Origin of the sequence: uncultured Kocuria sp. (assembly GCF_947500125.1) — a bacterium.
Taxonomy (GTDB): domain Bacteria; phylum Actinomycetota; class Actinomycetes; order Actinomycetales; family Micrococcaceae; genus Kocuria.
This window is the reverse complement of record NZ_CANMRA010000012.1, coordinates 19216-43359: the sequence shown is the minus strand read 5'-3', so window position 1 is coordinate 43359 and position 24144 is coordinate 19216. Positions and strand designations below refer to the sequence as shown.

The 24144-nt window shown below is 74.1% G+C and carries 17 protein-coding genes; 6 read left to right on the top strand and 11 right to left on the bottom strand.

Going from position 1 to position 24144, the window contains the following annotated elements:
- Positions 1 to 170: 170 nt before the first annotated feature.
- Entirely contained in the window at positions 171 to 2063 is a 1893-nt protein-coding gene (locus tag Q0817_RS09820) for an HNH endonuclease signature motif containing protein (protein ID WP_298586478.1), read from the top strand.
- Positions 2064 to 2125: 62 nt separating this feature from the next.
- Here Q0817_RS09820 and Q0817_RS09815 read toward each other — a convergent pair whose 3' ends face one another.
- Together Q0817_RS09815 and Q0817_RS09810 are read right to left on the bottom strand one after the other, a co-directional pair.
- Positions 2126 to 4078, bottom strand: a complete 1953-nt coding sequence (locus tag Q0817_RS09815) for a threonine/serine exporter family protein (protein ID WP_298586475.1) — start codon at positions 4076 to 4078, stop codon at positions 2126 to 2128.
- Positions 4079 to 4166: 88 nt separating this feature from the next.
- Positions 4167 to 5249: a peptidoglycan bridge formation glycyltransferase FemA/FemB family protein gene (locus tag Q0817_RS09810; RefSeq protein WP_298586472.1), complete on the bottom strand. Its 1083-nt coding sequence runs from the start codon at positions 5247 to 5249 to the stop codon at positions 4167 to 4169.
- Positions 5250 to 5586: 337 nt separating this feature from the next.
- Between Q0817_RS09810 and murJ the strand changes: the two genes are divergently transcribed.
- Complete coding sequence (gene murJ, locus Q0817_RS09805) at positions 5587 to 7137, top strand: murein biosynthesis integral membrane protein MurJ (RefSeq protein ID WP_298586469.1); 1551 nt, start codon at positions 5587 to 5589, stop codon at positions 7135 to 7137.
- 184 nt (positions 7138 to 7321) lie between these two features.
- Here the strand turns inward: murJ and Q0817_RS09800 are convergent, their stop codons facing one another.
- The 6 genes from Q0817_RS09800 to Q0817_RS09775 form a co-directional block, all read right to left on the bottom strand.
- Entirely contained in the window at positions 7322 to 8524 is a 1203-nt protein-coding gene (locus Q0817_RS09800; RefSeq protein ID WP_298586466.1) for a hypothetical protein, read from the bottom strand.
- A gap of 140 nt (positions 8525 to 8664) precedes the next feature.
- Positions 8665 to 8943, bottom strand: a complete 279-nt coding sequence (locus tag Q0817_RS09795) for an HPr family phosphocarrier protein (RefSeq protein ID WP_298586463.1) — start codon at positions 8941 to 8943, stop codon at positions 8665 to 8667.
- An 80-nt stretch (positions 8944 to 9023) separates the two neighbouring features.
- Positions 9024 to 10724, bottom strand: coding sequence for a phosphoenolpyruvate--protein phosphotransferase (ptsP, locus tag Q0817_RS09790; RefSeq protein WP_298586460.1), 1701 nt, complete (start codon positions 10722 to 10724; stop codon positions 9024 to 9026).
- 49 nt (positions 10725 to 10773) lie between these two features.
- On the bottom strand, positions 10774 to 12921 hold the full coding sequence (locus tag Q0817_RS09785) for a fructose-specific PTS transporter subunit EIIC (RefSeq protein WP_298586457.1): 2148 nt from the start codon (positions 12919 to 12921) through the stop codon (positions 10774 to 10776).
- A gap of 64 nt (positions 12922 to 12985) precedes the next feature.
- Entirely contained in the window at positions 12986 to 13960 is a 975-nt protein-coding gene (locus tag Q0817_RS09780) for a 1-phosphofructokinase family hexose kinase (RefSeq protein WP_298586454.1), read from the bottom strand.
- Positions 13957 to 14748, bottom strand: a complete 792-nt coding sequence (locus Q0817_RS09775; protein WP_298586452.1) for a DeoR/GlpR family DNA-binding transcription regulator — start codon at positions 14746 to 14748, stop codon at positions 13957 to 13959. The genes Q0817_RS09780 and Q0817_RS09775 overlap by 4 nt, the downstream gene beginning before the upstream one ends.
- 224 nt (positions 14749 to 14972) lie before the next feature.
- Here Q0817_RS09775 and Q0817_RS09770 point away from each other — a divergent pair, with 224 nt between their 5' ends.
- The 4 genes from Q0817_RS09770 (at position 14973) to Q0817_RS09755 (ending at position 19793) form a co-directional block, all read left to right on the top strand.
- Complete coding sequence (locus Q0817_RS09770; RefSeq protein WP_298586449.1) at positions 14973 to 16706, top strand: ABC transporter ATP-binding protein; 1734 nt, start codon at positions 14973 to 14975, stop codon at positions 16704 to 16706.
- Positions 16706 to 18646, top strand: a complete 1941-nt coding sequence (locus tag Q0817_RS09765) for an ABC transporter ATP-binding protein (RefSeq protein ID WP_298586446.1) — start codon at positions 16706 to 16708, stop codon at positions 18644 to 18646. Before Q0817_RS09770 ends, Q0817_RS09765 begins: the two co-directional genes overlap by 1 nt.
- Positions 18633 to 19088 carry a DUF3817 domain-containing protein gene (locus Q0817_RS09760; protein WP_298586443.1) on the top strand — a complete coding sequence of 152 codons (456 nt, stop codon included), beginning with the start codon at positions 18633 to 18635 and terminating at the stop codon, positions 19086 to 19088. The genes Q0817_RS09765 and Q0817_RS09760 overlap by 14 nt, the downstream gene beginning before the upstream one ends.
- A 102-nt stretch (positions 19089 to 19190) precedes the next feature.
- A complete protein-coding gene (locus Q0817_RS09755; protein ID WP_298586438.1) occupies positions 19191 to 19793 on the top strand; it encodes a TIGR03085 family metal-binding protein in 603 nt (200 codons plus the stop codon).
- Positions 19794 to 19861: 68 nt separating this feature from the next.
- Here the strand turns inward: Q0817_RS09755 and Q0817_RS09750 are convergent, their stop codons facing one another.
- The 3 genes from Q0817_RS09750 to Q0817_RS09740 form a co-directional block, all read right to left on the bottom strand.
- Positions 19862 to 22060 carry a L,D-transpeptidase family protein gene (locus tag Q0817_RS09750; protein WP_298586434.1) on the bottom strand — a complete coding sequence of 733 codons (2199 nt, stop codon included), beginning with the start codon at positions 22058 to 22060 and terminating at the stop codon, positions 19862 to 19864.
- A gap of 22 nt (positions 22061 to 22082) precedes the next feature.
- The gene (locus tag Q0817_RS09745) at positions 22083 to 22742 is read right to left on the bottom strand and encodes a hypothetical protein (protein WP_298586431.1); all 660 of its coding nucleotides are present in this window, start codon (positions 22740 to 22742) and stop codon (positions 22083 to 22085) included.
- 155 nt (positions 22743 to 22897) lie between these two features.
- Positions 22898 to 23953 (bottom strand): glycoside hydrolase family 26 protein, encoded by a 1056-nt coding sequence (locus tag Q0817_RS09740; RefSeq protein ID WP_298586428.1) that lies wholly within the window; start codon positions 23951 to 23953, stop codon positions 22898 to 22900.
- Between the last annotated feature and the right edge of the window lie 191 nt (positions 23954 to 24144).

Sequence of the window (24144 nt, the reverse complement as noted above, 5' to 3'; positions counted from 1 at the left end):
TGCTTCACGGTCGGCGCTCCTGCCAACGACCCGACACCGGTCATCGGTCGCCCACGGCCGCGTCCTCGTCGTCGGGCAGGCACGGTGAACCGATGATGGGAAGCGGGCCGCGACGGGGCACGTCGTGAGACCAGGTCTTGTGGTGTCGGACCTGGTGGAGACCATGGGGCATGACCATTACCGACGGTCGGCCGTGGAACCTGGAGGTGGTCCGCCAGGAGGGCACGGCCGCGGCCGGGATCGACCGCGAGTACGCCGGTGCCGTGGCGGAGCTGGTGGAGGACGCCCGGGCGGAGGCCCGGGCCGCGGGTCGGCAGCTGCGGGTGATCCACCGGATGTGGCAGCTGCAGGAGCAGGCTCACGAGCAGCGGCGGGTGGCTCAGGCACGCTGGTCCCATCGGCACACCCGTGCGCTCGGGCAGGACCTTCCGGAACCGGAGAAGCGCACGGTCCTGGACGTGGCCGATGAGATCGGCCCGGCCCTGCGGCTGCCGGTGGGCACGGCGGTGCGGCGGGTGGAGAACGCGGTCCTGCTGGCGGAGCACCTGCCCCGGGTCCTCGAAGCCCTCGAGTCCGGGGCGATCGCCCTGCGGCAGGCCGAGGTGATCGCGGACCTGTGGCGGGACCTGGTGGGTGCGGCCGACCGGCCGCCCGAGCGGTGGGCACCCGGCGAGGCTGTGGCCCGCGTCCTGGACGAGCTGCTGGAGAAGGCGGAGACAGTCACCGCGGCGCAGCTCCGGGCGCTGGCCCGGCGGCGGCGGGCTCGGCTGCTGGCCGGGTCCGAGGAGGCGCGTCACCGGGTGGCCCACCGGGGACGCAGGGTGTGGGTGGAACCCGAGGAGGACGGCATGGCGCGGCTGTGCGCGCTCCTGGACGCGGCCACCGCCCACGCCGTTCACGACCGTCTCACCTCCATCGCCGCCCGCGTGGAGCCGCACGGGCCGCGACCCGACGTGCCGGAGTCTGCTGGCGGTGGCCAGGGCATCGGCCGAGAACACCAGGAGGGTCTCTGCGGGGATCGCTGCGGAGGTCTCTGCGAGGACTGCGACCAGGGCTACGGGGACGGCGGACCACGCACGGCCGGGCAGCTGCGCGCGGACGTGCTCGCTTCGCTGCTGCTGGACGGTGAGCCCGCCCTGATGCCCGAGCACCTGCGCGGGATCCGCGGCCACGTCACGGTCACCGTGCCCGTGCTCGCCCTGCTGGAAGACAGCGCACAGACGCCCGGCGGCGGACTCCCCAGCGGGTCACCGAGCACCGACGGGCTCACCGGCGGGTCGCCGAGCGCCGACGGACTCCCCGGCGGATCACCGAACGCCGACGGGCTCCCCGGAGCTCGGGGGCCGGCGAGGGCCTCGGGCTGCGCGGAACTGGCCGGCTACGGACCGATCCCGGTGAGCCTGGCCGAGCGGATCGCCGCCGGCGCCGGGTCGTGGTCGAGAATCCTCACCCACCCGGTCACCGGCACAGTCCTGGACCACGACCGCACCACCTACACCGTGCCGGCCGATCTCAGGCGCCGGCTGCGCGCGAGGGACGGCACCTGCCGGTTCCCCGGGTGCCGCCGCCGGGCCGAGCGCTGCGACCTCGACCACACCGTGGCCTGGGTCGACGGCGGGCCGACCGCCGCGGGCAACCTCGCCCACCTGTGCCGCCACCACCACGTCCTCAAGCACCGGCACGGCCCGCTCGGACGCTGGCAGGTCCGCCACCGAGACCCGCGGGCCCAGGAGGGCGTCCTGGAGTGGACCTCACCGGCAGGACGTGTCCACGTGACCTATCCCCAGGAGCACCATCACCCCGTGCTCTCCCCGCTCCGCATCCACGACGACGTGCCTGTCGCTGCTCCCCCACCGCCGGCGTCGTCGTCCGGATCGCCGACGCCCGGATCACCGACGCCCGGATCACCGACGCCCGGGTCGCCGACCGCCGCGTCGCCGGACTTCCGCTCACCCTGGCCGGATCCACCACCGCTCGAGGGGGTGCGGACGGAGCGCGGCCCGGCTCCCGGTGTCCTGGGCCTCCACGACCTCGTGTCCTTGGACGACCCACCGCCGTTCTGACCCTGACGCTCCGACCCCGACGATCCGACCCGGGCCGATGCCTCCGCCCGGTGTCGGCCGGGTCAGCGGCGCCGGTTGCGCCGGGAGCTGGTGCCGTTGAGATGTCCCACGAAGGGGCGCATGAGGTACTTGCCGAGCACCACCCCGGAGGCCAGGGCCACGATCGAGGCCATCGCGTTGACGAGCCCCACGATCCCGGGGCCGTAGGTGTCCGTCTCCACGGTGATGGTGTACATGCCGCGGAAGATGGACAGCCCGGGCAGCAGGAACGTCATCGCGGGGATCGCCAGGACCAGCTGCGGGATCCGGTGCCGGGCCGCGAGCACGGTCGCCACGCACCCGCTCGTGACCGCCGCGAGCGCCGTGTCCAGGCGGGCCCCCACACCGGCGGCCATGCCGGTGTGGTAGACCACGAGGCCGCCGAGGGCGGCGCCCACGGTGGAGAGCACGTGGCGCGGCTTGGTCTGCATCGTGACCGCGATGAGACCGGTGGCGATCAGCATGAACACGGCATTGGTCAGCGGGCTCACCGGGTCGAAGGTGCTCTGCGAGACGTCGACCCGCGGCATGCCGGCGTAGCCGGCGATGGAGATGCCCCCGGCGATGCCGGCGACGATGCCGAGGAACGCCATCGACGTGGACAGCAGCCGCCCGGCCGCCGTGACCGGGAAGCCGTTGATCGCGTCCTGCATGGTGGAGACCATGCGGGTGGTGGGCAGGAGCAGGATGATCCCGCCCGCGATGACCCGTGTCGGGGACAGGTCGACACCGCCCCAGGACAGCAACAGCGCCATCGTGGTGAGGATCCCGGACTGGGCGGCCATGGTGAAGAACTCGGGGATCCGCCAGGTGCCCAGCCGGTGCGCCACGATCTGGTTGAGGATCGAGGACAGGCCGGCGACGAGCGCGCCCAGGACACCGCCGCCGATGCCGGCGGTGATGGCCATCGCCGCGGCGGCCGTGGCGGCGCGCACCATCCACCGCGGATAGGGCTTGGGCTTGGCGTTGATCGCCTCGAGACGCCGCTCCGCCTCTCCGCGGGGCATCTCCCCGCCCGTGATGTCCGCGACGAGCTGGTGCGTCTCGGCCAGGCCCGCGTAGTTGTCCGTCCAGGAGCGCACGACCCGCATGACCGTGTGGCTGTTGGTGTCCGGATCGTTGAAGACGTCCTCGCGGGTGCGGGTGTCCCCGCCGTCCGGCTGGTCGTCGGCGATGTAGTTGATCGTCACCGCCTGGTTGGTGATGTCCACCTCGACGTTCTCGACCCCGTAGGTGGCGCACACCGCGATGATGGCGTTCTCGACGTCGAGGGCGTCCGCGCCGTAGTGGAACATCGTCTCCGCGAGCCGCAGCGCGAAGTTCAGGGTGCGCCGGGCCTGTCGGCTGGTGGACTCCCCGAATCGGCGCAGGTTGGCGAAGGGCGAGGCGTTGAGCCGTTCCACCACGCGCATGGGGGCGGTCGGGGCGGCCTCCCCCTGCAGGATGGAGCGCAGCCGTGCGCGCCCGCCGGGCCGGGTCCCCTGCGCCCGGGTGGACGGGTACGCGCCCCGCTGCATCCGGTCGGAGCTCTTGCCGGGAGCCGTGAGGGGGCCGATCGTCGTCGTCTCCGGTCGGGAGACGGGGACCGTGTCGGTGCGGCGCCGCCGGCGGGCCGACGCCGCGAGGGGCACGGTCTCGGCGGCCGTGAGGGGCTCCCGGCGCTGCTCCGGCTCGGGGGTCTCCCCGTGCCGGCGGATCTGGCCCGTGCTGAGGACGGGCAGCGCCTGCGGCCCGTCGGGCACCACGTCGGGCACGGCGGTCCCGGCGCGGCGCCGGGCGTGGAGGGCCTGGGCCTCGGTGGGGCGCACCGCGGGCAGGCCCGCACCGTGCCGGGCGACGGGGCGGGCGGCGCCCGTGAGGGTCGTGTCCCCGCCGGGCCCGAACGGCTCGACGACGTGGAGGTCGGGCTCCTCGCCCCCGTCCGACGAGGGGTAGGCGGCGAACGGTCGCAGGGGGGCGCGCTGGTCGGTCACCACGCGGTGTTCCTCCTTCCGTGGCGCGGGAGCGGGGGCCCGGCGGGCGGTCGGGGTCTGAGTCGGGGTCGGGGTCGGGGTCGGGGTCGGGTCAGTAGAAGGGCTGGCCCGTGCGGCGGACCCACAGCTGGCGCTGGACCTTCTCGGCCACGTTCGTCCAGAGCGCGTACTTGGCGGGGCTCAGGACCTGGTCGTGGACGCCCACGAAGTCGACCACGGTCTTGGTGAAGCTCGTCTTGAACAGGCCCAGCCCGTAGTAGGGGTGCTCCTTGTTCTTGAGCTGATCGCTCGGCGGGGTGCCGCAGAAGTCGTACTCGACGATCCCGTGGTCCCGCATGAGGTCCGTGATCGCGGTCCACTGGAGCAGGTGGGAGTCACCGTACTGGCGGCGCCGGGGCTTCGAGCCGCCGTCCTTGTAGGTGCCCTTGTTCCCGTAGGCGATGACGTAGGCCCCCACGGAGGGCTCGCCGTCCTCGTAGGTGAAGTACAGCCGGCCCTGACCGGCCTGCTCGAACGCCGTCCAGAACTTCGCGTAGTACTCGTAGGAGCGCAGGTTCACGTTCGCGTCTCCCTGTCCCACGGTGTCCATGAGCGCGTACATCCGGCGCATGTTCTGCTCGGTGAGCTCGACCCGTTCGACCGTGCAGCCCTCGCGCAGGGCCCGCCGGACGGCGTTGCGCCCGCGGGAGTGCAGGGACTTCAGCACGGCCTCCTCGTCCCGGTCGGTGTCGAGGATCGCGGTGGAGTCGTTGGGCTGGATGTTGAAGGACTTCTTCAGCCCGGCCCGCGCGAGCACTCCCCGGGCGTAGTCGGAGTCCAGGACGTCCGGCTCGATCTTGATCGCGAACACGTTCAGCCGCTGCTCGGCCACGAGCCGGGCGCTGGCCGCCGCGATCCCGGGGATGTCGTCGACGGAGGCGACGTCGGGACCCTTGATCATGTACCAGAGCTTGCCGAGGGCGGGCACCGGCTTCTCGAGGACGAGGTTGTAGGACGCCTGCCCGCCGTCGGCGGGCTCGTGCACGAGGTGCAGGGGCCGCCAGCCGTGGTCCGCCTTGACGTCCGCGAAGGACGCGGACTGCAGCATGTTGCCGCCGTGGGGGTTCGCCGTGACGTGGGTGTCCCAGTCGGCGATCTCCTGGGCGGTGGCGAAGCGTGCGGTGAACTCTCGCAAGGCTCTCTCAATCATCGGGGTCGTCGGGGCGGACCGGCCGGGGACGGCCGGCGGACCGGTGCGCCGGCGGGGGCCGGCCCCGGTCAGTCTAACCGCGTGGGCCTGAGCGGCCTCTGAGCCGTGCCGGGCGGCACCCACGCCCCGGGCATCGCGTCCGCCGAGCCGGATCCCGGGCGGCCCCGGACGGTCCTGCACAGTCCCGGACAGTCCCGGACAGTCCCGGGAACCGTGCTGTGTATTCTGTTCAGGCGGTTCGCACCGGCAGGTCCGCGGCTCGCACCAGACGGAGCCCGCACCGATCCCCGGGGCGGTCCGGACCAGGGAGGTGGCGGGAGCCGTGGGTGGACCGGGCGGGCGGTGGAGCATCGCCCGCGCCGCGGTGCTCGTGACCGGGCTGACCGCCGTCTCCACCGTCCTCGGCTTCCTCCGGGACGTCGTCGTCGGCGCGGTCTTCGGCGCCGGCGCCGAGCTCGACGCGTGGCTCGTGGCCCAGGGCGTGCTGAACGTCGTCCTCGGCCTGCTCGCCTGGGCCATGGCCCGCTCCGTGACCCCGGTGACCTCCCGGGAGGCGGCCCGAGAGCGCGCGGACGGCACGGGGTGCCGCGGTCACCGCGGCTTCGAGGTCTCCCTCACCGTCACCGTGGTGGTCCTCGGCCTGGCCGCCGTGGTGACGGGTCTGCTCGCGGAACCGGTGACGACCCTGCTCGCCCCCGGGTTCGACGACGCCCAGACCGCCACGGCCGCCTCGCTCACCCGGATCGTGCTCGTCGCGACGGTGCTCGTGGCCGGCACCGACCTGCTCGCCTCCCTCGTGCAGGCGCACGGCCGTTTCGCGTGGTCCTCCCTGCAGGGCGTCCCGTTCAACCTCGTCATGATCGCCGCGGCGGGCCTGTTCGGGCCCCGGTACGGGATCTCGGCGCTCGCCGTGGGCTACGTGGTGGGCTCCGCGGCGCGGCTGCTGATGCAGGTGCCCCCGGTGCGGGCGCTCGGCACCCGGCTCCGGCCGCGGTGGGAGCTGCGGGACCCCGGCTTCCGGGAGATCGCCCGGCTCGTGCCGCCCATGCTGGTGGGCAACGCCGTGGTGAACATCAACACCCTCGTCGACCGCGCGGTGGGCTCCACCCTCGACGACGGCACGATCACGGCCCTGACCTACGGCTGGCGCCTGGTCGACCTGCCGGAGACCATCGTCATCGCCGCGCTGCTCGTCCCCCTGTACCCGGCCCTGGGCGCCGCCGCGGACGACCGCCCCGAGCTGCGGCGGCTCGTGAACCGCGGGCTGTCCGTGGTCGTCACGGTGCTCGCCCCGGTGTGCGCGGTGTTCGTGGTCGCCGCCGGGCCCCTCGTCGCCACGGCCTTCGGCCACGGCGCGTTCGACGCCGGGGACGTCGCGGCGACGGCCACCGCGGTCGCCTGGTACGCGCCGGCCCTGCTCGCCCTCGGCTTCCGCCAGGTGGTGGTCCGCGCCTCCTACGCCCTCGGCGACTCCCGGGGGCCGGTGGTCGTGGCGGTGCTGGCGATGGTCGTCAACGTGGTGGGCGACCTCGTCCTGGCCCCCGTGCTGGGCCTCGCCGGCATCGCGGCGGCCACGACCGCGTCCCTGGTCGTCGCGGCGTTGCTCAACGCGTGGTTGCTGCACCGGCGGCACGCCGGGCTGGACGCCCGGGCGACGACGGCCCTGGTGGTCCGGGCGCTGGCGCTGGCGGCCGTCGCGGGAACAGCGGGCCTGGTCGCGCGGGAGGCGCTGCCCGCGCTGCCGTCGTTGGTGCTCGCGGCGCTCTGCGCCGCCGTCGTGGGCGGGACCTACCTGCTCGGACTCGTCGCGCTGCGGGCCCCCGAGCGCCGGCTCGTGGGCGAGACGCTGCGGACGCTGCGCCGGCGGCGCTGAGGGCGCCGACGGGCTCACGGGCTCACGGGCTCACGGGCTCACGGACTCACGGACTCACGGACTCACGGACTCACGGACGGCCCTACCGCGAGCGGACGCCGCTCCCCGGCACCGGGGCCGGCGATACGCCGCGGACGACGCGCCCGCGGCAGTGACGGCGCGCCGGCGGCGCTGACGGGCGGCCCTACCGGGAACGGACGCCGTACCCGAGCCGCCACGTGGCCAGGTGCCAGGTGGGTCCGGGATCGCGCGGGTCCCACACGCTGTGCTGGGCGCCGCGGCCCCAGCGGAGGGTGTCGGCGACGTCCGCGGCCAGACCGCCGCGGCGCTCCACGGACGCCCGGCGCAGGTCCCCGGCGAGCCAGGCGTAGCGGACCCCGGGGCGGGCGTCCGGCAGCTCCGGCACGGGGGCGCCGAGGACCAGCCGGCCCCACGCGTCGGCGAGCCCGGGGCGGGCGGACTCGGCCAGGGCCATCGAGCCGAAGAAGCGGCCGTTGAGGTCGATGAGCTGCGGGACGCCGTCGTCCCCGGTGAGGAACTGCAGCTCCACGAGGCCCCACCAGCCCAGCTCCCGCAGCAGCACCTCGGCGCGGGCCGCGAGCGCCTCGTCGACGGGCACCGTGTGCGCGCGGGCCGAGACGCCGTTGGGCGTGGGCCACAGCCGGGAGGTGGTCTGCTGCACCCGCCCGTGCAGGCGCCCGTCGTGGTAGACCCCGATCAGGGCCCCGAGGGTGCCGCGCACCGGTGCCTGGAGCACCGGCTCGGCGCCGGCCCCGCTGATGCGCCGGACCTGTCCGGCGGCGGCGGAGGCGTCCGGGAAGAGCTTGGCCTCGATGCGGTGGGGCCGGGTCTGCCCCGGCGCCCAGTGCGCCCGGCACTTCACGACGACCGGGCCGTCCCAGGCGGCGAGCGCCTCGTCCGTGGCCGTCAGCGTCCGGGGAGCGGTCAGGCCCGCTCGGGCCGCCCGGTCCGTGAGGCCTACCTTGTCGAGGGCCGCCGCGACCACGTCGGGGCCGGGGTGCGCCACGGCCGCCGGGATGTGCTGGCGGTACGCCGAGACCGCGGCCATCCAGTCGTCGCCGGCGCCGAAGACGACGTCGTAGGCGCCGTCCGCGACCGCCCGGCGGACGCCGTCGATGAAACCGGCCCCGTCCCCGCGCGGGCGCGGCACCTCGTGGCGGACCGCGGCCGCCCGGGTGGCACCGAGCATGCCCGGCCCGTCCGGGGTGCCGACGCCCACGTGCCAGCCCGCCCGCCCGAGCGCGCGTGCCGCCGCGAGGGCTCCCCGGTCCCGGCCCGTGCCCACGATGAGCGCCCGCCGCGGCGCCTGCGCGGCGTGCTCCGGATCCCGGCGTCGGTGGTCGAGCGGTGGTCGAGCGGCGGTCATCGGTCCTCCATCGGGTGAACGGGCATCCCCTCCACGGTAGTCGGCGCACGTGGGAGGCCCGCAGGACACGTCCGGGCACGCCACGGCGCCCGCCCACCGTGCGGTGGGCGGGCGCCGTGGCAGGACGGTGCGGGGTGGTCCTACTCGGCGTCGTGGTCCGTCTCGAGGATCTGCACGAGGTGGTCGAGCGCGTCGTCGGCACCCGCGCCCTCGGCACGGAGGACGACCTTGTCCCCCTGGCCGGCGCCGAGGGACATCAGCGACAGCACGCTCGAGGCGTCCATGGCCTCGTCCTCGGGCTCGCCCTCGGCGGCGATGGTGATCTCGAGGTCGTACTCCCCTGCCGCCTCGGCGAAGATCGCGGCGGGGCGGGCGTGCAGTCCCACGGACGAGGCGATGGTGGCGGTGCGTTCTGCCATGGTGGTTCTCCTTCGGGTTGCGGGGTCCTGGGTGTCGGACCCCGGGGGTTGGGGTGGTGCGTGCGGGTGCGGACCGCGGGTCAGAGGCCGAGCTCGGCGAGCACGCTGAGCTCCGTCCGCACGGCCGCGGAGGCGTCCTCGGCGCTGGGCTGCTCGATCGCGAGCTCGGCGAGGGCCCGGGCGGTGGCGAGGTCGACGCTGCGCAGCACGGCGGCGACCGGGGCCAGTCCCCGGGGGCTCATGGACAGGGTGTGCACCCCGAGGCCCACGAGCACCACGGCGAGCGCGGGGTCGGCCGCGGCCTCGCCGCAGACGCCCACGTTGCGCCGGCCGGCGCCCTCGGACTCCGCGCGGAGGGCGCCCTCCACGGTGTAGCGGATCATGCGCAGCACGGCGGGCTGCCAGGGGTTGTTGAGCTCCGCGAGCGAGCCCATCATCCGGTCCGCGGCCATCGTGTACTGGGTCAGGTCGTTGGTGCCCAGGGAGACGAACTCGACGTGGCGCAGGATCTGGTCGGCGGTGACGGCCGCGGACGGCGTCTCGACCATGACCCCGGGAACGCGCAGGCCGGCGGCCCTGGCCATCGCGGCGAAGTCCCGGGCCTCGGAGGTCGTGGCGATCATCGGGGCCATGACCCACACGTCCGCGTCCGTGGCCTCCTCCGCCAGCGCGATCGCCTCGAGCTGGCGGGCGAGCACGCCCGGGACGGACCGGTCGGTGCGGAAGCCGCGCACCCCGAGCGCCGGATTCGGCTCGGCGGTGTCGGTGAGGAAGGGCAGGGGCTTGTCCGCCCCGGCGTCGAGGGTGCGGACCACGACCTTCTTGCCGGCGAAGGACTCGAGGATCGCGGTGTACTGCTCCACCTGCTCCTCGACGGAGGGCTCCTTGTCCCGGCCCAGGAAGCAGAACTCGGTGCGCAGCAGCCCCACGCCCTGGGCCCCGGCCGCGGCCGCCGTGCGGGCGTCCTCGGGAGTGCCCACGTTGGCGAGCAGCGGCACCTCGGTGCCGTCCGAGAGCACGCCCTGGCCGTCGAAGGCGGTGCGCGCCGCGGCGCTGCGCACCCAGGCCTCCACGAGCTCCTCCTCCTCCTCGCCGGGCTCCGTGCGGATCTCGCCGGTGGCCCCGTCCACGAACACGCGCGTGCCGTCCGCGAGCGCCTCGACGCCCCGGGCCGCCACGACGGCGGGCAGCCCCAGGTTGCGGGCCAGGATGGCCGTGTGGGACTGCGGCCCGCCGCCGGAGGTGACCAGTGCCAGGACCAGCTCGGGATCCAGGGTCGCGGTGTCGGCGGGCGCCAGGTCCTCGGCGGTCAGCACGAACGGGACGTCCCGGTGCGGCACGCCCGGCATGGGCAGCCCCTGCAGCTGGGACACGAGCCGCGCCCGGACGTCCTCGATGTCCGCGGCGCGCTCGGCCATGTACCCGCCGAGGGCGCGCATCTGGTCGGCGTAGTCGCTCGCGGCCTCCCACAGGGCCCGCTCGGGGGCGAGCCCCTTCCCGGTGATGAGCTTCGCGGCGTTCTTCAGCAGCGCCTTGTCCCCGGCCATCAGGGCGGTGGACTTGAGCACGTCCGCGGCGTCCTTCTCGACAGCGACCTCGGCGCGCCGTTTGAGCTCCGCCTTGACGGCGGCCGCGGCCGACTGCAGCCGGGCCACCGCCGCCTCGGGCTCCTCGTCCCGCAGGGTCAGCCCCGCGGCCGGCTCGGAGACGGGTTCCGGCATGCTCACGAGCTCGCCGATGACGCGGCCCGCGCACACCCCCACGCCTGTCAGTGTCTGCATGGTGTTCCTCTTCCTCGGGGAGTCGTTGCCGGACGGGAGCCCGGTCGGATCAGGCGGTCGCCGGGACGGTGGCCGCACCGGCGCGCGAGGTCGACGAGTCCGCGACCTTCCCGTGCACACCGCCCACGTGCTTGAGCGCGATCACGAGCACTGCGGTTACCACCGTACCGGCGACCACCGCCAGCAGGAACAGCAGCGGGTTGCCGATCACCGGCAGCACCCACACCCCGCCGTGCGGAGCGGCCAGGGTGACCCCGAAGGTCATGCTCAGCGCACCGGCGGTCGCGCCGCCGGCCATGGTCGAGAGCAGCACGCGCAGGGGGTCGGCCGCGGCGAACGGGATGGCGCCCTCGGAGATGAAGGACAGACCCAGCAGCCAGGCCGCCTTGCCGTTCTCCTGCTCGGCGACCGTGAAGTAGCGCTTGGCGACCGTCGAGGCGAGGGCCATGGCCAGCGGGGGCACCATGCCGGCGGCCATGACCGCTGCCATGACCTCCTGCGGGGCGGTGTTCGCGGCGGTCGCCGCACCGAGGCCGGCGGCGGCGAACGTGTAGGCCACCTTGTTGATCGGGCCGCCCAGGTCGGCGCCCATCATGAGACCCAGGATCGCGCCGAGGACGAGGACGCCGGCGCCCGTCATGCCGTTGAGCCACTCGGTCAGCCAGGCCATGAACGTGGCGATCGGACCGCCCAGCACCAGCAGGAGCAGACCGGAGGAGAAGATCGTGGCGAGCAGCGGGATGATCACCACGGGCATCAGGGAGCCCAGCCAGCGGGGCAGCCGGGGCTGCGCGAGCCAGTAGGCGGCGAGACCGGCCAGCAGGCCGCCCACGATGCCGCCGAGGAAGCCGGCGCCCATGAAGTTCGCGACCAGGCCGGCCGCGAAACCGGGGGCGATGCCGGGGCGGTCGCTCAGGCCGTAGGCGATGTAGCCGGCCAGTGCGGGCACCAGCAGGCTCATGGCCAGGTTGCCCATCTTGAACAGGACCGCGCCGATGTACTGGGCGAGGGTGAACTCGCCGAGGTTCCAGACGGTGGAGCCGGTCAGCACGTCGTCGGCGATGTTGGCGATGTCCGCGCCGGCCACCATGAACCCGAAGGCCATCAGCAGCCCGCCCGCGGCCACGAACGGGATCATGTAGCTGACACCGGTCATCACGGCCTTGCGGATGCGGGTGCCCCAGCCCTCGTTGGCGCCGGTCGACGCGCCCTGCTCGGCGTCCGCGCCGGTCCCGCCCTGCACGCGCGGGGCGTTGGGGTTCTCGGCGTTGGCGAGAGCCTCCTCGATCATGACCTTCGGCTCGTCGATGCCGCGCTTGACCGGCGAGGCGACGTAGGGCTTGCCGGCGAACCGGGAGCGGTCCCGGACGTCGACGTCGGTCGCGAAGATCACCGCGTCCGCCGCGGCGATGGTCGCGGGGTCGAGCTTGGTGAAGCCGGCGGAGCCCTGGGTCTCGACCTGCAGGTCGATCCCCATGTCCTCGGCCGCGTAGGTCAGCCCGTCCGCGGCCATGTAGGTGTGGGCGATGCCGGTGGGGCAGGCGGTGACGGCCACGATCCGCTTGCCGGCGTGCGGGCCGGCGCTCTCGGCGTCGCCGCCGGTCTGCGCGGCCGGCGCCGGGGCGGAGCCCCCGTCGTCGGACCGGGAGTCCACCGAGGCGGGCACCGCGGCGGCGGACGTGGCGCCGGCGGCCCCCGTGCCGGTCGCGGAGGCCCCCTCGGCCGGTGCGGTGTCGGCGGTCCCGCCGAGTCCCAGGGCGTCGTCGACGATCCGGACGATCTCCTGCTCGGACCGGGCGGCGCGCAGTGCCGCCACGAAGTCCTTCTTCATCAGCGAGCGGGCGAGCTTGGCCAGCAGCTTCAGGTGCGTCTGGTCGGCTCCCTCGGGTGCCGCGATGAAGAAGACGATGTCGGCCGGGCCGTCCTTGGCGCCCCAGGGGACGCCCTGCGCCAGCCGAGCCATGACCAGCGTCGGCTCGGTCACGGCGGTGGAGCGGCAGTGCGGGATCGCGATGCCGCCGGGGATGCCGGTGGCGGTCTTGTTCTCGCGGGCGATGGCGTCCGCCAGCAGCCCGTCCAGCTGCTCGGCGCGACCGGTGCGCTGCACCAGGGCGGCGAGCCGGCCGATGACGGTTTCCTTGTCTGTCCCCAGGTCCTGGTCGAGCGAGACCAGGTCGGGAGTGATGAGCTCGGACACGATGTCCTCCTTGAGCGGCCGGGCCGGTGGCCCGGGTGGTTCGGATGAGGTGGGGTGGGGCTGGTCAGCCGGAGACGGCGCGCGCGGGGAGCTCCCGCACGGTGACCGCCTCCGGGGTGGTCTCGGAGAGGGCCGGGACCCGGGTGCCCGGCAGGGCGGCCGCCGCGGACCCGGAGGCCACGGCCTGCCGCAGGCAGTCCGGCGGCGCGTCGCCGCGCTCCTGGGCGATCAGGTAGCCCGAGAGCGAGCTGTCGCCGGCGCCCACGGTGGAGCGCACGGCCACGGGGTCGTGGACGGCGTGCCAGGAGCCCTCCGCGACGGTGAGCACCGCCCCGCCGGCCCCGAGCGTGGTGAGGACCGCGCCCAGGCCGCGGCCCACGAGCGCGGCGGCGGTCGTGGCCGCGAGGTCGGGATCGGCCTCGAGCCGTTCGCCGTCGACCGTCCCCACGAGCTCGGCGAGCTCCTCGCCGTTGGGCTTGATGAGGTCGGGCAGGGCGTCGTCGCCGGACACGGCGCCGCGCAGCGCCGCCCCGGACGTGTCCACGGCGAACCGGGGCGAGCGCTCCCCCAGTGCCGACCGGACACGGCGGACGATCCGCGCGTAGACGTCCTCGGGGGCGCCCGGCGGCAGGGAGCCGGCCAGGACCACCCAGGAGGCCTGCGCGCCGCGGTGCACGAGGAGCTCGACGACGGCGTCGACGTGCTCGGGACCCAGCGGCGCCCCCGGGGCGTTGATCTTGGTGGTGGTGCCGTCCGGCTCGGTGATCGTGACGTTCGAGCGGATCGGGGCGCCGACGGGCACCGTCTCGTACGGGACCCCGGCCGCGGCGAGCTCCGCCAGCAGCGGGTCGCCGGGATCGCCCGGCAGCACGGCCAGGGTCGGGACGTCGCTCGCACGCAGCGCCCGGGAGATGTTCACGCCCTTGCCGCCGGCGTCCTGCCGGGCGCCGTCGGCGCGCTGGACGGCGCCGCGGCGCAACGGAGCCGGGAGCTCGACCGTGCGGTCGAAGGACGGGTTGAGGGTGACGGTGAGGATCACGCGATCACCACCTCGACGTCGGCCTCCTCGAGGGCGGCGGCCAGTTCCGGACCGGGCGCCCGGTCGGTGATGAGGGTGTCGACTTCGTCGAGCGACGCGAAGCGCATGAGGGTCTCCTGATCGTGCTTGGCGGAGTCGCAGAGGACCACGACCCGCCGGGAGGTCTGGATGATGGCGGTCTTCACGACCGCTTCGATCGGGTCCGGGGTGCTCAGCCCGAACGAGGCGTGGATCCCGTTGCAGCCCACGAAGGCGAGGTCGGGGCGCAGCCGGGTGTAGTGCTCCGCGGCCCGTCCGCCGGCGGCGGCCCAGGTGAGCTTGCGGACCCGCCCGCCGACGAGCTCGAGCCCGATGCCCGTGGCGTCGGCGAGCTTGGCGGCGATGTGCAGGGCGTGGGTGATGATGAGCTGCTCCTGCCCGTCCGGCAGGCTGGAGTCGGTGCGGACGATGAGGTCGGCCAGGGCCTCGACGGTGCTGCCGGCGTCGAGCACGACGGCCCCCGCCCCGCTGGTGCGCAGCAGGTCGAACGCGGCCTGCGCGATCCGCCGCTTCTCCGGGGTGTTCACGTGCTTGCGGGACGAGATGGCCTTCTCGTCGGACGTCGACTGGTCGGCGGAGACGGCGCCCCCGTGCACCCTGCGGAGCCGGCCTGCGGCCTCGAGGGCCGCGAGGTCGCGGCGGACCGTCTCCATGGTGACGTCGAAGCGGCGCGCCAGGTCCGCGCCGTTGACCCGGCGGGTCGTGACCACCAGCTCGGCGATCTCGGCCTGGCGTTCTTCTGCGAACATGGCGTGCACCTCACGGACGGGAACGATGAACTTCTCTGCGTTCCCTTGAGTTTATGTGAGTTCGTGTGGTTTTACCAGGGGTTGTGGTGATCCACTTCACGAATTGCCACATTCGGTGACGACAGCCGCTCCGACCGGGCCGGAAGGCTGTCCGCGCCCGGCCGTACCCTGGGTGCCGGGCCTCCCGGCCCGCTCCGACCGTCCCCCGTTCAGGAGAGGACGCCATGCTTCTCCGTCTCGTCCGGCAGCACACCGGCCGCTACCTGCCGTGGGTGCTGGCCGTCGTCGCCCTGCAGCTCGTGGCCACGATCGCCGCGCTGCTCCTGCCGAGCCTCAATGCCCGGATCATCGACGAGGGCGTCACCCGGGGGGACACCGGGCTGATCCTGCGCGTCGGGGAGGTGATGCTCGTCGTCGCGCTCCTGCAGGTGACGGCGGCCGTCGCCGCGGTGTACTGCTCGGCCCGGGCGGCCATGGGCACCGGCCGCGACCTCCGCTGTGCCGTCCACCGGCAGGTCGGCTCCTTCGGCTCCCGCGAGGTCAGCCGCTTCGGGGCCCCCACCCTCATCACGCGGGGCACCAACGACGTCCAGCAGATCCAGATGCTCGTGCTCCTGGGGCTCAACTTCATGGTGGCCGCGCCCATCATGTGCGTCGGCGGGATCGTCATGGCCCTCCGGGAGGACGTCGGCCTCTCATGGCTCGTGTGGGTCTCGGTGCCCGTGCTCGGGATCGCGGTGGGAGTGCTGGTCGGCCTGCTCATGCCCCTCTTCCGGCTCATGCAGGGACGGATCGACCGGATCAACGCGGTGCTGCGCGAGCAGATCGTCGGCATCCGGGTGGTGCGGGCCTTCGTCCGCGAGGACCACGAGCGCCGGCGCTTCGCGGCCGCCAACCGGGAGCTCACCGACGTCTCCGTGCGCATCGGCTCCCTGTTCGTGCTGATGTTCCCGGTCATCAGCATGATCCTGCACCTGGCCACGACCGCCGTCCTCTGGTTCGGCGGTCAGCGGGTGGACGCCGGACAGATCCAGGTCGGCTCGCTCACCGCGTTCCTGCAGTACCTCCTGCAGATCCTCACGGCCGTGATGATGGGGACGTTCATGGTCATGATGGTCCCGCGCGCCATGGTGTGCGCCGAGCGCATCAGCGAGGTCCTGCACACCGTGCCCTCCCTCCGGGAGCCCGACGAGCCGGTGGTCCCCGACTCCTGCTCCGGTGTGGTGGAGCTGCGCGACGTCACGTTCCGCTACCCGGGGGCGGAGGCCCCCGTGCTCGACGGCGTGTGCCTGCGCGCCGAGCCGGGCCGGACGACCGCCGTCATCGGCGCCACCGGGTCCGGGAAATCCACCCTGCTCCACCTCGTCCCCCGGCTGCTGGACCCCACCGGCGGGACCGTGGAGCTCGACGGCGTCCCGCTGCCCCGCCTGTCCCACGACCAGATCGCCGCGCGCGTGGCCCTCGTGCCGCAGCGCCCCTACCTGTTCTCCGGCACCGTGGCCTCCAACCTCCGTCTCGGCGACGCCGGCGCCACGGACGAGGAGCTGTGGGCGGCCCTGCGCACGGCGCAGGCGGAGGACTTCGTGCGCCGGATGCCCGAGGGGCTCGACGCCCCGATCGCCCAGGGCGGAGCGAACGTCTCCGGCGGGCAGCGGCAGCGCCTGTGCATCGCCCGGGCGCTGGTGGCCCGGCCCGCGGTGTACCTCTTCGACGACTCGTTCTCCGCCCTCGACGTCGGCACCGACGCCCGGCTGCGCGCCGCCCTCGTGCCGGTGACCCGGGACGCGACCGTCCTCGTGGTGGCCCAGCGCGTGTCCACCATCCGGGACGCGGACCAGATCCTCGTCCTGGACGCGGGCCGGATCACGGCGCGCGGGACCCACGACGAGCTGCTGGCCCGCTCCGGGACCTACCGGGAGATCGTGGAGTCGCAGACCGGCGCGGAGGAGGTGGCCTGATGGCCGCGCCCGCCCCGCCGCGCAAGCCCCAGCACTTCTGGTCCTCCGCCGGGCGGCTGCTGGGACTGCTCGCGCCGCGGTGGCGGGGACTGGTCCTCGTCCTCCTGGCCGGGACGGTGTCCGTGGCGCTCAACGTGTGGGCTCCCCTCGTCCTGGGCCGGGCCATGGACGTGATCTTCACGGGGGTGCTGGGCCGGGACATGCCCGCGGGCGCGACCCGGGAGGAGGTGGCCCAGGCCCTGCGGGACCGCGGCGAGCAGAACCTCGCGGACATGGTCGCGGCCACGGACGTGGTGCCCGGCGCGGGCATCGACTTCTCCGCGCTCGCCCGGCTGATCATGGCGGTGCTGGTCATGTACCTGGTGGCCTCGCTGCTCATGTGGGCGCAGGGCTGGCTGCTCAACCGCCTGGTCATGCAGGTGGTCCACGACCTGCGCAACGCGGTCGAGGACAAGCTGAACCGGCTGCCCCTGGGGTGGTTCGACACCCGCCAGCGCGGGGACGTGCTCTCGCGCGTGACCAACGACATCGACAACGTCCAGACGGCGCTGCAGCACTCCTTCGCCCAGCTGGTCCAGTCCCTGCTCACGGTGGTCGGCATCGTGATCATGATGTTCGTGGTGTCCTGGCAGCTGGCCCTCGTGGCCCTCGTGGCCCTCCCCCTGTCCGCGGGGGCCGCCGGATTCATCGGGGTGCGCGCCCAGCGGCTGTTCACGGAGCAGTGGCGCGCCACCGGCGCGCTCAACGGGCACATCGAGGAGTCCTTCTCGGGCCACGAACTGATCAGGGTGTTCGGCCGCGAGCGGGAGATGGCCGAGCGCTTCGACGAGCGCAACGAGGAGCTGTACCGGGCGGCCTTCGGCGCGCACTTCGTCTCGGGCACGATCATGCCCGTCATGCAGTTCATCTCCTACCTCACCTACGTGGGCATCGCCGTGCTCGGCGGTCTGCGCGTCGCCTCGGGGGAGCTGAGCCTCGGGGAGGCGACCGCTTTCATCCAGTACTCGCGGGAGTTCACCCAGCCCCTGTCCCAGATGGCGGGCATGGCCAACACCCTGCAGTCCGGGGTGGCCTCCGCGGAGCGCGCCTTCGAGCTGCTCGACGCCTCCGAGCAGCGGCCCGACACCGCCCGCGCCCGGCTGCCCGAGCGCTCCCCGGGCCGCGTGCGCTTCGAGCACGTCTCCTTCTCCTACGAGCCGGGACAGCCGCTGCTGCGGGACCTGAGCCTCGAGGCCCGCCCCGGCCGGACCGTGGCCATCGTGGGCCCCACCGGCGCCGGCAAGACGACCCTCGTGAACCTGGTGCTGCGCTTCTACGAGCTCGACGCCGGGCGCATCACGCTGGACGGCGTGGACGTCACCGACCTGTCCCGCGCCGAGCTGCGCTCCCGGGTGGGGATGGTCCTGCAGGACGCCTGGCTGTTCGGCGGGACCATCCGGGAGAACATCCGCTACGGACGGCTGGACGCCACCGACGAGGACGTGCTCGAGGCCGCCCGGGCCACCCTCGTGGACCGCTTCGTGCGCGCCCTGCCGGAGGGCTACGACACCGTGATCGACCCGGAGGGCAGCAACGTGTCCGTGGGCGAGCGGCAGCTCATCACCATCGCCCGGGCCTTCCTGTCCGATCCCTCCCTGCTGATCCTGGACGAGGCGACCGCCTCGGTGGACACCCGCACCGAGCTGCTCGTGCAGCAGGCCATGGCCGCGCTGCGCAGCGACCGGACCTCGTTCGTCATCGCGCACCGGCTCTCCACCGTCCGGGACGCGGATATCATCCTGGTGATGGAGGACGGCCGCATCGTGGAGCAGGGCACCCACGAGGAGCTCCTCGCCGCACAGGGCGCGTACGCCGCGCTCCACGCGAGCCAGTTCGCGGCCCCCGCGGTCCCCGACGACGCCCCCGAGACGCAGGAGAGCACTCCCCATGACACCCCGTGAGCTCTACGGACGCTTCGCCCTCGCGGAGGCGGTGACCTGGACGCTGCTGATCCTCGGCATGGTCCTGAAGTACACGGGCGTCTCGGAGGCGTTCGTGCCCGTCTTCGGCATGCTGCACGGGCTCGTGTTCCTGGGGTACTGCGTGGTGACCTGCTTCGTCTGGGTGGACCAGCGCTGGTCCACGGGGTTCGGGGCGCTGGGCCTGGCGAGCGCCTTCGTCCCGTACGCCACGATCCCCTTCGAGCGCCGCGCGCAGCGCTCGGGCCGGCTCGACGGCGGCTGGCGCCTGGCCCCCGGGGGCGATCGTCCCGCCACCGTGCTGGAGAGGCTGGAGGCCTGGTCCCTCCGCAGCCCCTGGCTGGCCGTGGTGGCGGGCGTGGTCGTGGTCGCGGGCCTCGCCTCGGTGCTCCTGTACCTGGGCCCGCCCGTCCCCCGCGGCTGATTTCCGAGCGTGCCGCGCCGGTTCCTGGCGACCGCGCACCCGGTATAGCGTGGTCGGAGGACGGCCCCGCCGACCGACGGCGGGGCCACGAGGAGGATCTCCGTGACCAATTTCGCCAACGTCGAGCGCCGGCACCTCGCCGCGCTCCTGCGCCGACTGGGCCCCGACGCCCCCACCCTGTGCGACGGCTGGAGGACCCGTGACCTCGCCGTGCACCTCGTCCTGCGCGACGGGCGCCCGGACCTCCTCGCCGGCAGGGTGCTGCCGCGGGTGCCCGTGCTCGGCGAGCGCACCCGCCGCGCCGAGCAGGCCGTCGCCGGCCAGCCGTGGGAGGAGCTCGTGCGGAAGGTGGAGCACCCCCCGCTGTACTCGCCCGCGCGGGTGGGACCGGTGGACAAGCGGATGAACACCGTGGAGTACTTCGTCCACCACGAGGACGTCCGCCGGGCCCAGCCCCAGTGGCACGAGCGTCCGCTGCTGCACGACGAGGAGCGGGCCCTGTGGCGGTCCCTGACCCTGGTGGCCAAGGTCATGCTCAAGGACGAGGAGGACACTGTGGTGCTCATCGCCCCGTCCTACGGTGCCGTGCGCGGCGGCCGCGGCAGGACGGGGACCGTGCGCGTGCTGCGCGCCGTGCCGAGCGAGCTGCTGCTGTGGGCCTTCGGCCGCCGCGAGCAGGCCAAGGTGGAGCAGACGGTCGAGTAGCCCGAACCCGCACGGACGTCAGGAGGGGACCGCGCACGGCGCGGTCCCCTCCTGACGTTCCCGGGGCGTCAGCGGAACAGGTCCGACCGGACGCCCATGATGATCCGGTCACCGGGCCGCGCGGTGCGCATGTAGCGGGCGACCTCGTGCTCGTGCAGGGCGATGCACCCCGCGGTGGGCTTTTTGTTCGCGTGCAGGAAGATCGCGAAGCCGTTGCCCTGGACGATGGACGAGTCGGGCGGACGGTTGTAGTTGATCACCACGCCCAGCCGGTAGTCGCCGGAGAGCGAGAAGTACCACATGTTCTCGTCCGGCCAGGTGTAGCCGGTGGACTCGAAGTACTTGTTGTAGAGCGTGCCCAGGCGCCCGCCCCACCGGGAGTTCGGGTTGAGCTGCCGGTAGGGCAGCGCGGTGCCCGGGTTGTAGACCCCGAAGGACTCCGTGACCGAGTACGAGCCCTGCGGCGAGAACAGGTACTGGGTGTGCCCCGAGGGCACCCCTGGCCGCTTGAACCCGCTGGCGCCCACGTAGGCCGACGTCCGCCACTCCTCGACGTAGCTGCCGCCGATCCGCACGCAGTTGACGAACGTGGCCTGGGAGCGCCCGTAGCCCTCCGCGATGGTCAGGGACACGCGCGCCGCGTTGCGGGTCGGCTGCACGGAGCGTCCCGTGTTGAGGTGGTGGCACTCACCGCGGAACAGGTGCGTCCGGGCTCCGGTGGCGCGGCTCCACGTGACGAGTCCCCGCTGGAACTTCTGGTGCACGCTCCCGGTCCCGATCTCGTCCGTGACGGGGTACCCGAGCGAGCCCCGCTCGCGTCCCGTGGCGATCCACCGCTGCCCGATGGCGCCGTTCGTCTTGACCGCCCGCGCCCCGGTGGAGGAGGTCCAGTAGATCGTGTGGGCCCTGGTGAACGACTGCCGGCACCCGCCGCCGGCCAGCCCGCAGATCTCGTCGGTGGTGGGGTATCCGTAGGTCCCGGCCTCGCGTCCGCCGCGGATCCACTTGTGGCCGATCGCGCCCCGGGTGTTCACGGTCCGCGCCCCGGTGGAGGAGGTCCAGAAGATCGTGCGGTGTCCCGAGAAGGACTGCCGGCACCCGCCGGACGACCCGCAGATCTCGTCGGTGGTGGGGTATCCGTAGGTCCCGGCCTCGCGTCCGCCGCGGATCCACCGGTGGCCGATCGCGCCCCGCATGTTCACGGTCCGCGCCCCGGTGGAGGAGGTCCAGAAGATCGTGCGGTTCTTCGAGAAGGACTGCCGGCACCCGCCGCCCGTCAGGTGACAGGACTCGTCCTCGACGGGCCAGCCCAGGGCGTCCACCCCGCCCCCGAGGATCCACCGGTGCCCGATGGCGCCCCGCAGCTGCACGAAGTGCGCGCCGTGCGCCTCCGACCACAGGACCACGCCCCTCTCGTGCGGCCACTCCCAGCCGCCCTTCCAGGGGCGCATCCCGGCGGTCGGCTCCCCGGTCCGGGCGGCCGCCCGGACCGCGGCGGCCTCGAGCGCCTGCCGGACCTCGACGGGCACGTCCGCGGCGGCCGCGGCGGCCGTGTCCTGGGACCCCGCCTCCGGTGCGGCCGGGCGCTCCTCGGCGGGTTCCGCCTCCGCGGAGGGCTCCGCTCCCGTGGAGGGCTCCGCCGTGGGCCCGGCGCCGGTGGTGGGCTCGGCCGGGACCGGTGCCTCCGCCGACGCGGTGGGCTCGGCGGAGGCACCCGGGGACGCCTGGGCCTCGGGATCCGGGGCGACCGTGAGCACGGCCCGGGCCTCGGCACCGGTGGTGTCCACCACGGCGTAGGTCACCTCCGCCGAGGAGGCGTCCGCCGGAGCGTCCGGCGCGGGCGTCAGGGCGAGGACCGGGTGCGCGGGAAGCTCCCAGCCCTCGGACAGGGACTCGGGCTCCGCGTCCGGGGACACCACGCGCAGGGACCCGAGGTCCGTGCGCAGCTCGTCGACGAGCTCGTCGTCGGGCGCGTCGGCCGCGGGATCCACGAGCAGGAGCCGCACCGCCGCGGGCTCGTCGAGACCGTCGTTGGCCAGGACGTCGACGAGCGCGGTGCCGTCGGCGGACACGGTGGACGCGTCGTCCACCGGCTCCAGCCGCACGGTCGCGGCGGCGCCCGCGGCGGGAGCGGGAGTCGTCGTCGGGCCGGCCGAGACGCCGGGGGCGGGAGCGGTCGGCGCCGCGGACGCCCCCGGGGCACCGGCGAGGACGACCGCGAAGCAGGCCGCGACCGCGGCGGGGATGCGCAGAGCTGAGATCTTCATGAGGGGGTCCCTTGCTGGGCGTTCAGTCGGTGAACTCGACGTAGTGGTCGGGGGTGGTGGTGGCGAAGACGCGGACGGCCAGCTCGGTGTCGTGCGCCGCGGAGAAGGCGACGTCGAGGGACGCGCTCTCCCCGGGGGCGATGGTCGGGAAGGTCTCCATCGGCACGCCCAGGGAGTCGTCGAAGACGGGGATCGCCGGCTCCTCGCCGGCGACGGCGACCGGGAAGGACCAGGGCACGGCGTCGACCGGGGCGCCGCCGGTGTTGGTGAGGGTCAGCGTGAACACCTGGACCGGGGTGCCGGGGGCGGCCCGGACGGGGCGCTCGCCGGTGGTGGCGGGGCGGGGACCCTCCACCACGGCCTCGAGGGAGCCGTCGAGCCGCTGGGTCGTGCCGAAGGAACCGGCGGCGTCCCGGGTGGAGGTCTCGTCGTAGGGGGCCACGTCGTTGCCCGACGGGGCGGGGCTGCCGTCCGGCGTCGCCGGCTCCGCGGTCCCGGTCCCCGCCGCGGGGGGCGCGGTGGTGGGCCCGCCGGGGACCGAGGCCGCCGACGGACCGGCGCCGGGCGCGGCGGTGGCGTCCGCCCCCGGGTCCTCGGCGCAGCCCACCAGCGCGACGACGAGCAGCGCCGCGCAGACGGGTCCGAGCCGGCGGCAGGGCGTGGGTGGGAAGGGAACTGCCATGGGGGGACTCCTCGACACGGTCCTGGGGGGGACCGACCGGCGCCGCGCCGCCTCCGGATGAGCGGTGGCGCGGCGCCGGTCGTGGGGGTCACGCTACACGCGACATTTGCTTTTGTGACCCGGATGACACCGTGTGGCGCGCGGCGTCCCGCTCGTCAGGGGCAGGGGCGGACCGCCAGCGACTCCTGGAGGGCCGCCGCGGAGGTCTGGCTGCTGTTGATCCGCCAGTCCACCTCCTTGTCCAGGTGGAACCAGACGAGTCCTGTGACGTCGGGCTGCTGAGCGAGGTAGTACACCAGGTGGGCGTTCCACTCGGCCTTGGACCCGCCCGCCTCGGCGGTGGCGGTCTCGGCGATGACGATCTCCTTGCCCGGGGCCAGGCGCCGCATCTCGGACAGCCCGTAGGCGAACAGGTCCCACGGCTGCTGCCAGCTGGACCAGGACTGGGAGGTGCCCCAGTTGTAGCCGTCGAGGGCCGTGACGTCGACGTAGTCCGCGCCGGGGTAGAGCCCGTCCAGGGGCGTGGACCCGTAGTAGGGCACGTTCGGGTTCCACACCCACTGCACGTTGTCGGCCCCCGCGCGGGTGAAGATGTCGTGGACGTGGCGGTAGGCGGCGACGTAGTCCCCGGCGCCGTTGCCGTTGACGCCCTCGGCCCACGGGTACCAGTTCCCGTTCATCTCGTGGCCGAAGCGCAGCATCACCGGGGACCCCCAGTCCGCCAGGCGGGTGGCCCAGTCGGTGATGTGGGCGTCGTGGGCGCCGGAGGCGATCGCGTCCAGGGAGTAGGCCGGCTGGTCGATCCCGCCGCCCCAGGCCCACGGCTCCCAGGTCAGCAGCGTGGTGGCACCGGCCGCGCGGACCTGTTCGAGCTCCCAGTAGGGGACGGGCTGCCGGAAGTCCTTGTAGGAGAGCACGATCGAGGGCTTCTCCCCGGTCAGCGAGGCCACCTCGGCGAGCTCGGTGGACGCCGCGGGACCTCCGGCCGTGCCGACCCCGAAGCGCAGGGGGCACGTGCGGACCTGGGGCGCGGCCGGCGCGACGGCGACGGACCTGACCGGTTTCTTCACCGCGGCGAGCGTCGTCGGTCCGGCAGGGAGAGGGATCGAGGGCGCCGCGTGCGCAGTGGGGACGGCGATCAGGCCCAGGACCACGGCGGCGGCCGCCGCCGTGAGGGAGCGCGGGACACGCGGGGGAACGGGAGCAGGCATGGGGACCTTCCGAGGGGCGGGCGCTCCGCCGACGGCGAGCGCTCAAGGGGGGGGGTGCCTCGCCGGGAACGACGAGTATGAGCAGCCGCAAATTAGCACCCGGCGGGCACGGCTCCCCCATGCCCCGGCCGGCGATGTCATACGTGCTGACCGGAGGCGCTGCCCCGCCGTCATGAACGCGGTCCGTCCGC

Bases quoted from the DNA above. Each gene is read 5' to 3' on its own strand.
- Q0817_RS09745 (WP_298586431.1), bottom strand. From the start codon at position 22,742: ATGGCAGTTCCCTTCCCACCCACGCCCTGCCGCCGGCTCGGACCCGTC.
- Q0817_RS09795 (WP_298586463.1), bottom strand. From the start codon at position 8,943: ATGGCAGAACGCACCGCCACCATCGCCTCGTCCGTGGGACTGCACGCC.
- ptsP (WP_298586460.1), bottom strand. From the start codon at position 10,724: ATGCAGACACTGACAGGCGTGGGGGTGTGCGCGGGCCGCGTCATCGGC.
- Q0817_RS09820 (WP_298586478.1), top strand. From the start codon at position 171: ATGACCATTACCGACGGTCGGCCGTGGAACCTGGAGGTGGTCCGCCAG.
- Q0817_RS09740 (WP_298586428.1), bottom strand. From the start codon at position 23,953: ATGCCTGCTCCCGTTCCCCCGCGTGTCCCGCGCTCCCTCACGGCGGCG.
- Q0817_RS09765 (WP_298586446.1), top strand. From the start codon at position 16,706: ATGGCCGCGCCCGCCCCGCCGCGCAAGCCCCAGCACTTCTGGTCCTCC.
- Q0817_RS09760 (WP_298586443.1), top strand. From the start codon at position 18,633: ATGACACCCCGTGAGCTCTACGGACGCTTCGCCCTCGCGGAGGCGGTG.
- Q0817_RS09770 (WP_298586449.1), top strand. From the start codon at position 14,973: ATGCTTCTCCGTCTCGTCCGGCAGCACACCGGCCGCTACCTGCCGTGG.
- Q0817_RS09750 (WP_298586434.1), bottom strand. From the start codon at position 22,060: ATGAAGATCTCAGCTCTGCGCATCCCCGCCGCGGTCGCGGCCTGCTTC.
- Q0817_RS09775 (WP_298586452.1), bottom strand. From the start codon at position 14,748: ATGTTCGCAGAAGAACGCCAGGCCGAGATCGCCGAGCTGGTGGTCACG.
- Q0817_RS09800 (WP_298586466.1), bottom strand. From the start codon at position 8,524: ATGACCGCCGCTCGACCACCGCTCGACCACCGACGCCGGGATCCGGAG.